This is a genomic window from Nannocystis pusilla (genome assembly GCF_020073745.1).
Classification (GTDB): domain Bacteria; phylum Myxococcota_A; class Polyangia; order Nannocystales; family Nannocystaceae; genus Nannocystis; species Nannocystis radixulma.
On record NZ_JAIRAU010000057.1, the window covers coordinates 20,073 to 33,076 of the forward strand.

The 13,004-nt window shown below is 71.3% G+C and carries 12 protein-coding genes; 5 read left to right on the forward strand and 7 right to left on the reverse strand.

Annotation, left to right across the window (positions count from 1 at the left end):
* Nucleotides 1-104: 104 nt before the first annotated feature.
* From K7C98_RS39785 to K7C98_RS39800, 4 genes are all read right to left on the reverse strand, one after another.
* Entirely contained in the window at nucleotides 105-2,471 is a 2,367-nt protein-coding gene (locus K7C98_RS39785; RefSeq protein WP_224197159.1) for a TonB-dependent receptor, read from the reverse strand.
* A gap of 315 nt (nucleotides 2,472-2,786) precedes the next feature.
* Nucleotides 2,787-3,197, reverse strand: a complete 411-nt coding sequence (locus K7C98_RS39790; RefSeq protein ID WP_224197160.1) for a hypothetical protein — start codon at nucleotides 3,195-3,197, stop codon at nucleotides 2,787-2,789.
* A gap of 108 nt (nucleotides 3,198-3,305) precedes the next feature.
* Nucleotides 3,306-4,139, reverse strand: coding sequence for a pyrroline-5-carboxylate reductase (gene proC, locus K7C98_RS39795; RefSeq protein ID WP_224197161.1), 834 nt, complete (start codon nucleotides 4,137-4,139; stop codon nucleotides 3,306-3,308).
* Nucleotides 4,140-4,173: 34 nt separating this feature from the next.
* On the reverse strand, nucleotides 4,174-4,881 hold the full coding sequence (locus K7C98_RS39800; RefSeq protein ID WP_224197162.1) for a hypothetical protein: 708 nt from the start codon (nucleotides 4,879-4,881) through the stop codon (nucleotides 4,174-4,176).
* A 69-nt stretch (nucleotides 4,882-4,950) separates the two neighbouring features.
* Between K7C98_RS39800 and K7C98_RS39805 the strand changes: the two genes are divergently transcribed.
* The 3 genes from K7C98_RS39805 to K7C98_RS39815 all read left to right on the forward strand — a co-directional run bounded on the left by K7C98_RS39805 (nucleotide 4,951) and on the right by K7C98_RS39815 (nucleotide 7,910).
* Nucleotides 4,951-5,562, forward strand: coding sequence for a hypothetical protein (locus K7C98_RS39805; protein WP_224197163.1), 612 nt, complete (start codon nucleotides 4,951-4,953; stop codon nucleotides 5,560-5,562).
* 391 nt (nucleotides 5,563-5,953) lie between these two features.
* Nucleotides 5,954-6,289, forward strand: coding sequence for a ComEA family DNA-binding protein (locus K7C98_RS39810; protein ID WP_224197164.1), 336 nt, complete (start codon nucleotides 5,954-5,956; stop codon nucleotides 6,287-6,289).
* Nucleotides 6,290-6,920: 631 nt separating this feature from the next.
* Entirely contained in the window at nucleotides 6,921-7,910 is a 990-nt protein-coding gene (locus tag K7C98_RS39815) for a hypothetical protein (protein WP_224197165.1), read from the forward strand.
* A 117-nt stretch (nucleotides 7,911-8,027) separates the two neighbouring features.
* On the opposite strand, the gene K7C98_RS39820 is transcribed toward K7C98_RS39815, so the two are convergent.
* The 3 genes from K7C98_RS39820 to K7C98_RS39830 form a co-directional block, all read right to left on the reverse strand.
* The gene (locus tag K7C98_RS39820) at nucleotides 8,028-9,188 is read right to left on the reverse strand and encodes a hypothetical protein (protein ID WP_224197166.1); all 1,161 of its coding nucleotides are present in this window, start codon (nucleotides 9,186-9,188) and stop codon (nucleotides 8,028-8,030) included.
* A gap of 207 nt (nucleotides 9,189-9,395) precedes the next feature.
* Nucleotides 9,396-10,148: an alpha/beta fold hydrolase gene (locus tag K7C98_RS39825; RefSeq protein ID WP_224197167.1), complete on the reverse strand. Its 753-nt coding sequence runs from the start codon at nucleotides 10,146-10,148 to the stop codon at nucleotides 9,396-9,398.
* An 89-nt stretch (nucleotides 10,149-10,237) separates the two neighbouring features.
* On the reverse strand, nucleotides 10,238-11,086 hold the full coding sequence (locus tag K7C98_RS39830) for a tetratricopeptide repeat protein (protein WP_224197168.1): 849 nt from the start codon (nucleotides 11,084-11,086) through the stop codon (nucleotides 10,238-10,240).
* A gap of 488 nt (nucleotides 11,087-11,574) precedes the next feature.
* On the opposite strand from K7C98_RS39830, the gene K7C98_RS39835 reads away from it, so the two are divergent.
* Together K7C98_RS39835 and K7C98_RS39840 are read left to right on the forward strand one after the other, a co-directional pair.
* Nucleotides 11,575-12,114: a hypothetical protein gene (locus K7C98_RS39835; protein WP_224197169.1), complete on the forward strand. Its 540-nt coding sequence runs from the start codon at nucleotides 11,575-11,577 to the stop codon at nucleotides 12,112-12,114.
* A 115-nt stretch (nucleotides 12,115-12,229) separates the two neighbouring features.
* Entirely contained in the window at nucleotides 12,230-12,778 is a 549-nt protein-coding gene (locus tag K7C98_RS39840) for a hypothetical protein (protein ID WP_224197170.1), read from the forward strand.
* Nucleotides 12,779-13,004: the final 226 nt, after the last annotated feature.

Here is a 13,004-nt window from a genome sequence, read left to right on the forward strand (position 1 = left end):
CCCATCATGACACAAGTTACCTGGCGCTTCGAACAGTCCGCCGTTGCGGATGCTCACACGAGCATGTCTCATAGAACTTGTCTCTCGGGGCTAGTGGACCCCCGCTAAAACACGCCACGAAGGCCCAGGGAGGGCAAAATGTACCTTAAGCCACGCGAGCCGCAACTCGTGTCGCTGACGATCGAACCAGCGCCGGACGCTGCCGAGCTGTCGCCTTGCAGCACGCACGCGATCACTTCGCTCGAGTACGTCGAGTTGAGAATGTCGGCGACGAAGTGAAGGCTCCACGCGCGGAAGCGCCAGGTTCGTTCGGCGCGCAGGTCGAGCTGGAAGTAGGCGGGCAAGCGGCGATTGTTGCGGTTGTAGAGCAGCGCCTCGGAGGCGGTCTGATCGCCGATCTGCACGGTGTACGGGCGACCTGAATGAAAGTGCAGGCGACCGCCGAAGCTCCAGCGATCGCTGATGCGATAGCCGAGCACGACGTTGACGATGTGACGCTGATCCCAGTTCGAGGGGGCGCGGCCGCCGTACTCGTACTCGCGGGTCGAGCGCGACAGCGTGTACGCGGCCCACCCGTACGCCCGCTGACCGGGCAGCAGTCGCGCCATCGTCTCGAGCCCGTACGACCAGCCCCTGGCCGAGATCACGAGGTCGTCGATCTCCTGCAATTTCCCCGACGACAGCGACGCGAGGTCGTAGTCCTGCAGGTTCGACAGGCGCCCGAGGTACACGTCCTGGGTGATCGCCAGCTTGCCGCCGAGCACCAGCTCGTAGCCGACGCTGCCCTGGATGTTGCGCTGCAGCCCGCGCTCGAAGCCGAAGCTCTCGAGCCCCGGCAGCGGGACCGGAAAGCTCGGCGGCTGGTGGTAGACGCCGACGTTCTGGCGCAGCGTCCAGCGCTCGCCGATCTTCTCGCGCACGAGGATCCGCGGGTCGATGCCGAACGCGTGCGTCACCGTGCGCGCCTGCGGCAGCACGGGCGAGTGGCCGACCTGCGCGTAGAGATCGGCGCGCACGCCGGGGCGGATGTCGAACCGGCCCTTGCGCCACAGCAGCTCGGCGTAGACGCCGGTGGCCGAGACCACGCGGTCGCTGAACAGCTGCGTCAGGCTCTCGAGCTTCCACCCCTCGCTCGCCATCGCCGCCGTCGCCCCGCGGAAGATCTGCACCTCCTGATCGATGCCCGCCCCGAACTCCGCGTTGCCGCTGGTCCCGACGGGCACGCGCACGTCGACGCGCGGCGCGATCAGCCACTCGTTGCTGCGCGTGCGCGACAGGCCGGTGCGGTCGAGGCCGAGGCCGAGGCTGTAGGTCGCCACGCCGCCGCGCGGCAGCTCGTGGCGGATCTTCTGCACCAGCCGATAGAACTCGAACCGCACGAGCGGCGTCGGGCTCGACTTCTCGCCCAGCTCGTCGAAGCTGCCGAGCGCGAACGCGGTGTAGGCGGCCCGCTTGCCGAGCGCGTGGTCGAAGCGGGCCTGGTAGTCCCAGAACCGCAGCTTGATGTTGGCCTGCACCAGCGTCAGCACGCCGGCCGTGTAGCTGTAGCGGCCGGCCAGCGTCAGCGATCCCCGCGCGGGCCCGCGCCGGCAGTCCTCGCGCTTGACTCGACCTGTCTTGTTGGACCTGGCCTTTCGTCGCTGTTCTGCGAGACATGCCCGATCGTACTTGTAATTCAGCGGCACCTCGACGAGGCCGCCGGCGTCGGTCAGGCGCACGTCGAACTCGCCGTAGGCGCGGTCGCGCCGGGCCGCGCGCGTGCGGCCCTCGATGATGCCGCTGGCGTAGCGACCGAGGCGCACCGGCGCGCCGCTGGCGTAGAAGTCGACCTGGTCGATGAAGTACGGGTGGATGACCGAGGGCCCGAGCGCGACGTGGAACAGGATCGGCACGCGCACGCCGTCGAGGTAGTAGCCGGTGTTGCCAGGCGCGGCGCCGCGGACCACCACGTACGGCAAGAAGCCCGCCAGTTGCGACACGCCGGGCAAGCTGCCGACCACGCGAAACGGGTCGCCGAAGGTCCCCGGCACCGCCCGCAGCTCCTCGTCGCGCAGCGTGGTGCTCGACACCGCGACCTCCCGCTGCTGCCTCACCACCGTGCGGTAGCGGTTGCCGGCGACGTCGGGCGCGAGGCGGTACTCGTAGACCAGATCCTGGCGGTCCTCGAGTTTAATCGAGACGGACATGTCCTGAAAGCCAGCCGCGCGGATCAGCAGCTTGTGCTCGCCCGGCGGCAACCACAGCTCGAAGTGGCCGGTCTTGTCCGTCTCGGCCGAATTGGCGTCGCCGAGCAGGCGCGCGCCGGCCACGGGGTCGCGGCTGCCGTACACCATCACGCGCCCGCGCAGCCGCGCCTGCCCGGTCGGCGTCGCGGTCGCCTCGTCCGGGGCGCTCGCGGGCGGGCTCGTCTCACTCGACGCGCTCGCCGGCGCCGACGCCAGCGCGAGCGCGAGGAGGAGTGCGAGCGGCACGCCTGCAGGATATCGGAGGAGCGTCGCCTCGCGGACGCGAATGAGACCCGAAGCACCGCCGGCGCCTCGCGGGCTCGACGAGGGAACCGGAGCGCCGCCGCGCCGCTGCGCCGCCGCCGTCCTGATCTCCACCGCGGTGGCCAGATGGTTCACGTACCGTCGCTGCGGATCGTTGCCCGCGCGCGACCTGCCGCAAACCACGGCGACCGATTCAGGCGTCGTCGACCGCCCGCAAACCGCGGCGGCGCCGTCGCTGCGGCCCGCGGCAGACGAACATCCTCGACGCAACCACGCACACCGTGGCGGTCGACGGGATCACGCGCCGTCGCGCCGGATCGCTGCACGTCGCCCGCCCGGCAGGCGAGCGTCCTCGGCGCTCGCGGAGGGCCCGCGACCGGGCTGAGCCTCGACCTCGCGCCGCGGCGGAGCCTCCACGGGCGTCGCGCTGCGCACCGCCGCCTGCGACGGTCGCGGCGGCCGCCGGCGCTCGGCCGGCGGCTCCTTCGTGGCGCGCGTGGGAGCCTCGACGTACTCGCCGAAGATCCGCTGCTTCATGTCCTCGAGCATCGGGGAGATCCGCCCGCGCGTGCCGTCGAGCAGCTCCTTCGCCTGCGGGGTCTCACCGATCCGGTCGACGTGCTCCGACAGCGTGAAGGCCCCGAGCTTGACCGTGCAGCTGGCCCACAGGATCGCCACCAGGAACACGAGGCTGAGCAGGGTGCGCATGAGGCCGGGTGCGCGGTCCGCCCGAGGCGCGCGCGCGCGATCTTCGAGCCCGCGCCGCCGCGAGGCAAATTTTCGACCGGCGGCCCTCGGGTCGGCGCCGGCGCGCCGTCACTTCTCGGCCGAGCTGTCGCGTCCGAGCTCGCTGGCGACCCGCGCGGCCTCCTGGATCGTGCGGGCGAGGACGGAGCGGATCCTGCCGTCCTCCATGGTCAAGATGCCGGCGATCGTGCAGCCCGCGGGGGTGGTGACCTGGTCCTTGAGGGCGGCCGGGTGGAAGCCGGTCGACAGCACCATGCGCGCCGCGCCCTGGAACACCTGAGCCGCCATCTGCAGCGCCACCGGGCGCGGCAGGCCCATCATCACCCCGCCGTCGGCCATCGCCTCGATCATCACGTAGACGAACGCCGGGCCGCTGGCGCCGAGGCTCGTCACCGCGTCCATCAGCTTGTCCTCGACCTCGAGGCACAGGCCGACCGTGTCGAACAACTTCTTGGCCAGCGCGACCTCGGCGTCGCCCGCTCGCGAGCCGCGCGCCAGCACCGTCATGCCCTGTCCGATCAGACATGGCGTATTGGGCATGGCCCGAACGACAGGACTCTCGGGCAACCAGCTCTGCAGCTGGGCGAGGGTGACGCCAGCGGCGATGCTGATGACGGTCTTGCCGACCAGCGCCGCGCCGACGCCCTCCTCGTGGAGCACCTTGCTGACCCGCTGCGGCTTGACCGCGAGCACGACGGCGTCGGCCTCGCCGATCGCCTGCAGGTTGTCGGTGGTGATGCGCACGCCGTGGCGCTGGCGGACGGCCTCGGCGGCCTCCTGGCGGCGCGTGGTCGCCACGATCTGGGTCGGCGCCAGCAACCCCGCCCGCAGCAGGCCGGCGACGATCGCCTCGCCCATGGTCCCGCAACCGATGATCGCCAGAGTCCGACCTGCCAGCAGCATGGCGGGCGCTTACCACAGGCCCGGCGGTCGCGCCTCAAATCGGGCGCGACGGCTGTGGCACCCACGACACCGCCACCGGGTCGCGCTCGACCGGCAGGCCCGGTTCGCGGCTCGGCGAGACATCGTCGGCCCATGGGTCGACCGCGTCGTCGACGAAGGCCACGGCTTCGGCCTCGTCGCCGGCCGGCTCGGTCGCCGGCGCGGCGATCGCCGCCTCGCCCGGCAATTCCTTCGGGATCTCCGACCCGCGCGGCGGCCACATGCCGCGGCCGGCGACCGCGATCTCCGGGAGCACGTGGCCGGCGAAGATCGCCTCCTCGAGCCGCTTCTTCAGCGCCTGGACCGCCGGGAAGTAGTCCTTGCGCGAATAGCGCTGGTTGAGGATACAGAACTCTTCGTTCTTCAGGCCGACGCAGGCGAAGCACTGCGTGCAGCCGATGCAGTCGACGCAGAGCACGAGGTACTGCGAATCCTCACAGCCTTCGCAGAACTCGAGGTGGCCCGAACGGACGCACGAGCGGCTCATGCGCGAACGGGTACAGGCGCGGCAGTCGTGGCACTGCTCGCAGTTGCTGCAGTCGTTGCAGCGCACGCACTGGACGCAGAAGCGGCAGCGGTTGCAATCGAGGCAGCCGTCGCAGCGGAGGTTGCCCTCGCCGGCGCGGCTGGGTGCGAGACCGGCGCGGTGGGCGTCGAGGAGCCCGCGGAACTGGGCCAGCAGTTCGTCGAGGGTCGGGTGCACGGCCTACGAGGGTGCCACGGATCGTGGCGTGACCCAAAGTAGGCGGCCGTGTATGCTCCGCGCGCGCCCATGGCCTCCCGCCGCCTCCTATTCGTCATTGCGCTGCTCGCGCAGGTCGTCGCGCTCGGCGCGTGTCAGCGAAAGATCGGCAGCGCGTGCCGGGTGAGCACCGACTGCAGCTTCCGCGGCGAGCGAATCTGCGACCTCTCGTACCTCGTCGACGGCAACGGCAACCCCGACCCCAACGGCAAGGGCGAGTGCACGATCGAGGGCTGCACCCCCGGCTCGTGCCCGAAAGAGGGCGCCTGCATTCAGGTCTTCAACACGGAGTTCCTGAGCGTGGCCTGCGACCCCGACTGCGAGGATCGCCGCCCCGTCGGGCCTGACGACAAGATCAGCGAGAGCGATCCCCAGTACAAGTGCCGCGAGCTCGGCGATCCGACGATCTACAACCGCTGCACCGATCAGGAGCTGTGCTTGCCCGAGGGCCTGTGCGCCGACCTGTTCAGCGCGCGGGTCTCCTGCCGCAAGGAGTGCAACACCGACCGCGGCTGCCGTGACGGCTACGAGTGCCGACAGACCGGCAGCAACGGCGTCTACGTCGCGTTCTCGCCGACCAACCCGCACTCGATGCCGATCGAGTCGATCTGCATGCCGATCGAGCCCAAGGCCGACGAGTAGCAGGACGCTCGCGGGGCAGGGCTGTCCGGCCGACCGACAGGGCGCGTCCTGCCGGCGGGTCGCCTGGCGCTCGGGACATGTCCGCAAGTCGTTGAAATGTTTCGCCGGCCGCGCCCCGCGAGCGGCGGTGTCCGGCGGGCTGGCCAGGGCGTCGCCGCCGATGCCGGGTGAGCGAGCGACCGCGCCGATGTTCTGCTGCTGCCTCGTCGCGGCCGCTCGTGAATGAGAGGGCCTCGCGCAGGCGGCGTGTCCCGCGGGCCGACAGGGCGTCCAGCGGGCGGGCCACCTGGCACCCGGGTCACGTCCGCAAGTCGTTGAAATGCTTCGCTCACGATCGCGGCGCTCGGCTTGCTCAAGAGGGTGCATCGGCGCAACGCCGAACGGAGACACCATGTTCAAGCGCATCCGCACCTTCCTCTCCCTGTCCACGCTCGCCGCCACCCTGCTGGTCGCATCGCCGGCCTTCGCGGCGCCCACCCTCGAGGGCCAGGTCAACCTCAACACCGCGACCGTCGAGCAGCTCGAGCTGTTGCCCGGCATCGGCCCGGCGATGGCGAAGAAGATCGTCGATTACCGCGCCAACAAGCCGTTCCAGGAGACCAACCACATCATCCGGATCAAGGGCATCGGCCCCAAGACCTACGCCAAGTTCAAGCAGTACCTCGTGCTCAAGGGCGAGACCACCCTGCGCGAGGTGCCGAAGGACGAGCAGGCCGCCAAGCCCTGAGCGCGTGAGCCCGGCGAGCCGGGGCACGGGCACGGGCGCGACGCGCGAGGGCACCTCCGTGGCCCCGCTCATCGCGACGGTCTGCACTCCTTTCACGGCGATGACGCGCGTCGCGCCCGTGCCCGTGCTCCGACTCTCCGGGCTTTCAAGCACCTCACCACCTGTCCGTAGAGACATCCATCATCACCGCACGGCGGTAGCCGTGGAGACGGTCGTCCTGCCACACGCGTGATCGCTCGCTCCGGATGAAACAGCCGGACCTGTCCGGCCACGCGATCCGCATCAAGCTCCACTGCCCCGGTGTGCCCTCTCCTCCCTCTTGCCTCGGAGACTCCGTGATTCCGACGCGTCACCTCGGCGTACGTCCCTCCTTCACCTCGTCTCGGCGACACAGCGGCCGGTTCACGGTCTCTCCGAGCCCTCGATTCCCCTCCCCCGCTCTTCCGAGCCCTCCGTGCACTCGCACGGACCTGCCGATCGCATGCACCTCGAGTTCCAGCAGTTCGCGACCTCTCGCGGCCCATCGACGCTCCTGCACCAGCCCCGGGCGCGCTTTTCGTCGCGCGACATGGCAGCCCGGCCGGCTCCTGGCGCGTGCACGTCCCGGGCGGACGGGTTAAGGTTCCCCGGCGTGCGCTCGCGTCTCCTCGCCCCCATCTTCGCCGCCCTCCTCGCCGCTGCTGCGACCGGGTGCCGTCCGCCCGAGATCCTCCCGCCCTACGCGGCGGGCCAGGCCCCGAAGCCTGACGAGCTGCTCGGCACTGCGGCGCCGAAGATCTCCGCCTTGCAGGTCCCGGTCGCCAAGATCCGGATCGGTCGCGCGCCCAGCGGCAACCTCATGTTCCTGGCCCAAAAGCCAGGGCGCTTCTCCGGCCAGATCCAGATCGCCGGTCACGAGTTCGTCTCGCTGGCCTTCCACGAGCGCGGCTACACCCTGCGCAACGTCGCCGCCGACAACCTGCCCAGCGGCTTCTTCGCCGGGCCTCCCGCCGACTGTGCGATCCAGCGGCTGCTCGGTGTACCGTTCGCCGCGCAGGAGCTGGTGTCCCTGGTGCTCGGCGGCGCTCCCGTGCTCGCCCCGCCCTACGAGGTCGTGTCGCAGAGCTGGGACGCCCGCCACGGCCACGAAGTCCTGCGCCTGCGCGCCCCGGGGTACGAGCAAGAGCTGCGCTTCGCCCACGTCGACGGCGCCTGGTGGCCGGCCGGCGGCACGCTGTGGCAGCGCCGCAGCGACGGCCAGCTCGCGCGCATGTGGTCGCTCCTGCACGAGGAGCTGCACCCGGTGGACGGCACGGTGCTGCCCCGCCGCACCCGCCTCGCCGGCCCGAGCACGCGTCGGCAGGACCTCGTCATCATCACCTACGGCGCGCAGACCGTCGATCCCGACCTCGGAGACAGCGCCGTCGCCCAGGCCAACGACGACGACGCCGGCTGGGAGGACGAGGACACCGCCGCCGCGCCCTCGGAGGGCGAGGGCGACGCGCCCGATGCACCTGCCCCGGCGGACACCCCTCCGGCTCCGAGCGCCTCGCAATCCCCCGCTCAGGCCGAGCCGTCCATCCCGCCGCAATTCACGCTCGACGGCGCCGGCCTCGCTCCGCGCGGCGAGCTGTGCCGCTGAGGCGACTCGCTCCGCACGGCCGGAGCTCCTGCCGTTCGCTCATTCGGGACATGCCCCCGAGGACATGTCCCTCTCGACCGAGCCCCTGAGACATATCCCGCAGGACATGTCCCTCGTTCACTTCGAGCCGAAGAAGTACTGCAGGCTGCCGCCGAAGTAGAAGCCGGTGTTCCAGCCGCCGGTGAGGTTGATGCCGAACGTGTCCTTGATGAGGAAGCGGGCGGTGAGAAGCAGGTTGACGATGGGGATGACGGGCAGGTTGATGCCCTTCTCGCGGCCGAGGGCGTTGAGGTCGGACTCGGCGCAGCTGTCCTTGGTGCACTTGGCGAAGCGCCCGACGTTCGCGCCGCTCTGGTCGAGCAGCAGGCTGCCCTGGGCCGGCGGGGCGCCGCCCGGGTTGTCGGGGTCGGGCGACCAGTGCGGCGTGCACTTGGTGAAATCGGAGTAGTCGGCGACCGAGTTGCAGGTGTTCTGCGGGTTGCCGTCGGTCGAGCCGAGGGCCGGGCTGCCGAGCGGCGTCTGCCACAGGCCCTTGCCGGTGATGATGCCGATGCCGAGGCCGCCGCCGCCGCCGAGCTGGAACGCGAAGTCGGGCGTCTCGACGATCGTCCCGCGGCCGATGAAGTCGACCTGCAGCGCGACGAAGCTGAAGTTGACCTGCGTGTAGTCGGCCGCCTGGAGGTTCGGGTTGCCGTTGGCGTCCTTCTCGCTGTCGTCGAGCCACAGGCCGTCGGGCGCCTTGAGGCGGTGGTAGGCGACGGCCGGGACGATGTCGAAGTTCTTCGAGAAGCGGTAGATGTACTCGCCGCCGATGTAGAAGTTGCAGCCGTCGACGCGCGTCAGGCCGGCGCCGAACTTGCCGCCGGGGATCGAGTCACCGCGGCACAGCGCGTTCGTCATGCTCTGCACATATCCGCGGACCGCCCAGGTCGGGATCACCGAGATGCCGCCGCGGATACCGAAGCCGTGACGCGTCCACTTCGGCTTCTCCGGCTCGGGCGGCGGCGGCTCCGGCTCCGGCGTCGGCTCGGGCTTCACCTCCGGTGCCGGCTCCGCTTTCTCCGGCATCACGATCTCGTCGCTCTTCGGCGCCTTCGAGCTGGTCGGCTGCCAGTCGGGGTTGTCCGCGGCCGGCTGCGTCGCCGTCGTCGTCGGTTGCGTCGGTTGCGTCGCTGCAGCCTGCGCCCACAGCGAACTCGCGCGCGCGTAGGGGTTTGCGAGGGCGAGCTGGGGCGTCAACGCGAACACGCAAGCGACAGCAAGAACAGAGCGACGCATGACCTCTACTATACGCAGATCGCCTCGCGCGCGGCAAAACTGCTGCTGTCTTCAAGCCACACCTTAAGCGCGAATTCGCACATTCTCCAGGGCGCGCTTCACGCTGGTCGGCAAACCGGCAAATCGCAGTTCATGACGCGTGCGTCACATCCTGACCCCGGCGACCTGGCCTTTGCGCCCGGCGGCCCTGCGGCCCTCCGCGGCGGCTCAGCGCGACAGGACCGCGCGGGCCGGCTCGTCGGGCTCGTCGAGGAACTCGCGGACGGCGGCATAGAACGGCTGCGCGATGACCAGCGACGAATGGCCGCCCGGCAGCACCACGTAGTCGCGCTCGCGGTCGACGCCCTCGATGGGTCCCGGGTCGGGGCAGAGGGCGTCGGCGTCGGCGTGGATCTGCCGCAGGCGCACGCCGGCGGGCAGGGGGGCGGCACGCAGTTCTCTGATGAACCGGCTGCCGGGACGGACCTGCCACACCGAGGCGCTGACGAGCCCGACGGTCGCCATGCCGGCCAGCGACATCCACGTCCCGCCGAGCGGCGTGCCCATCAGCCCCAGCCGCCGCACGTGGTGGTGGGCGTACAGGAACTTGACCGCGTGCAGCGCCACCAGGCCGCCCATGCTGAAGCCGACGACGTCGACGCGGTCGATCTCGAGGCTCTCGGTCAACCCGCGCAGCTTCACCGCCAGCTCCTCGGCCGAACGGCTGAGCGAGCCGAGCTGCAGCATCCCGTGGTGGTAGCTGAACACGACCTTGCCGTCCGACTGCAGCCGGCGCGTCAGCGGTAACATCGTCCCGCGCGTGCCGAGGAACCCGTGCACCAGCACCACCGGGCGGCTCCCGGGTTCGACCCAGGACATGTCTCCGGCGACACGATTCCCGCGCAGGAGGTGACGCGCGTAGCCGAAGCCGTGGCTGATCGTCTCCGCCGCGTGCTGGATCACTCCTCGTCGCTTCGCCACTGCTTCCTACCTTAGCAGGACGAGGGGGCAGGGTCGCAAGACTCGGCGCGGCGCCCCGGCCTCGTACACGTGTCCGGGCGTCCCTGGTGTCAGCGCGTCCGCTCGGGGCGCGACAGAGCCAGCGCCGGCGTCGGCGACTCCGGCAACATGCCGCGGAACAGCTCGTCGCGTCCGCCGCTCCCGAGCGCCAGGCAGCGCGCGCGCGCCTCGCTGGCCAGACGCGTGCCGGGGAACGACTGCATCGCCTGCTCGTAGCGCGCGACGGCTTGCCTGCGCTCGCCGATCTGCTCGTACGCCTGACCGAGGTGGAACAGGTAGACCACGCGCGCGGGGTTGTAGCCGAGCGACTCGAGCCCGTGCTCGAGCAGCGCCGCGGCCTCGCGTGCGCGACCCATGCGCGCGAGGCACAGGCCCTCGAGCGCGTTCCAGGCCTGCGCCACGGTCGGCTGGTAGGCCGGTGGGACGAAGCGGAGGCAGGCGTCGCGGTCGCCGCGGATCTTCGCCAGGCGCTCGGCCGACGTCGACTCGGCGAGGCAGGCGATCTCGTGGCGACCGAACGCCGCCAGCGCCTGCAGGTGCGGCGACAACTTCGTCGATTGATCGTCGTAGAGCGCGTTGGCCTCGTCGAGCCGCCACTCGGCCACCAGCAGGCCGCCGAGCTGCGCGCGCGCCAACCACTGCCGCTCGACGCTCACCGCCTCGCCCGCGGCGGCCAGCGCGAGCTCGCGCCGCAGGTGTTGCTCGATCTCCCGGTGACGTCCGGTCGCGATCGCGCGCCGCAGCACCTCCGCCTCGAGCATCGCCCGCCGTCGTCGGTCGCGCCCGACGAGCCAGGCCCCGAACGACATGCTGAACACGAGCGCCGCGATCGCCGTGACCTCGCCCGAGCAGCCGGGGAGCAGCACGAGGGTCGGCAGGAAGATCCACGCGTCGCGCACCACTTCACAATAGCGCGACGCGACGGCCAGGCGTGAGGGTGCGATTTTTTTTGCTCGCCGTGCAAAAGAAGCCCGGCTCGCATCGACCTCAGGGGGACCATGTCGCACGCCCCGCCTGAATTTGCCTCACGACCGCGTCGGTCGGCGCCGCTCTCGGCTCGCTCCCCCGCACCCGCCGCCGCACCATCTCCGCCCGCCCCGCTCGTGGTCGTGCCGCCCTCCGCATCGGTGCGTGCGCGAGCGCCAGCCGCGACCTCGCCGTCGAGCGACCGGCCCTCGTCCGCGCGAGCGCCGGCCGCCAACTCGCGCCCGCCGGCCGCCAACTCGCGTCCGCCGGCCTCGTCCGCGCGACTGCCCGCGCCTGCGCCGGCATCCGTCTCGGCCTCACCGCCCGCCGCCTCGCCCTCCGCGCGCCGTGGCGCTTCGCCGCCGGCCTCCTCCCCGCGAACTCCAACCTCGAACGCTTCTCCGGCAGCCTCGCCCTCCGCGTGCCGGGGCACCCTCTCGCGGTCGACCTCCACCCCGCGTTCTCCGGCCTCGTGTTCGACCGCCTCACCCTCCGCGCGCAGCGGCCCTCTTTCGCGTGCGACCTCAGCGCGACCTCCGGCCGCCTCACCCTCCGCGCGCAGCGGCCCCCCGTCGCGGTCGACCTCCTCAGCGCGTTCTCCGGCCCCGAGTTCGACCGCTTCAACCTCCGCGCGCAGCGGCCCCCTTTCGCGGTCAACCTCCTCAGCGCGTTCTCCGGCCCCGAGTTCGACCGCTTCACCTTCCGCGCGCAGCGACCCCCCTTCGCGTGCGACCTCAGCGCGACCTCCGGCCGCGAGTTCGGCCGCCTCACCCTCCGCGCGCAGCAGCCCCCCTTCGCGGTCGACCTCGGCGCGACCTCCGGCCTCGAGTTCGAGCGCCTCGCCGACGCCGCGCCTGTCCGTCGCCCCGCTCCCGGCCTCTGCGCCCCCTTCCGCGCTCGCACTCGTCTCGGCTGCTCCTGGCGCCGCGCCGGCCCGGCGGGTACGGCCGACCGCTCGTGACTGCACCCTGCCGGCCCTGCGCGCTCTCCTCGTCTCGCCGGGCGAGTGCGCGCGTCATCCGGACGCCCTCGCCCGTGAGCTCGCGCCCGGCCTGTGCGAGTTGGTCGCCTGCGCCGTGCCGGACGGCCGCGTGGAGATCCCCGCGCGTCGCGAGCTCACCGCCGTCGGCCTCGGGCCTGCCGGTCTATTTCATCGCGCTCGCCTCGGCACCTGCACCGAGCACCTCGACTTCGGGCTCGCCGCCCCGTCCGAAGGTGTTTATGCGTACATGCTCGGAGGGCCAGGTCGGCCCGACACGACGGCCGCCGTGCTCGAGCTCGAGGCGCTGCTCGGCCAACCGCCCGGCCCGGTCGGCACCGTCGTCGCGTTCCCTGCCCGCGGCGTCGCTATCTTCCTCGCCCCGGGCGCCCGCCGCCTGCGGCGCTCGCTGGTGGCCTGGGGTCTGCGTCAGTTCTGGTGCGCCGAGCCCGAGGCCGCCCCGCTGCGCCTCGGCGACGCGCTGCGCTTCATCTCCTCCTGGACGCGCGACGCCTACCGCACGCTCCCCGGTCCGGTCTCGCCGCTGCTCTACTGGCACCACCACGGCAAGCTCAGCGTGCTCGGCGACCTCGGCCTCTCACACCTCCCGCGCGAGCTGGCCCGCCTGGTGCTCAGCAGCGCGTGAACCCACGCCGACGGATCCGGCGAGGTCCATCGAAAAACATGTCTCTTCGACCATATTGCTGATGATCAGCCGCCCGTGAGCGCGAGGTTCGTCGCGCTCACGCACGCACATGTCCATGAGGACATACCACCAACACGTCCGTCCGCCTCACGCGGCTGGCCTGCGACACCCGCTTTCAGCCATGTCCGAAAAGACATCTCCGCCCCCCGCAGATGTCCGTGAGGAC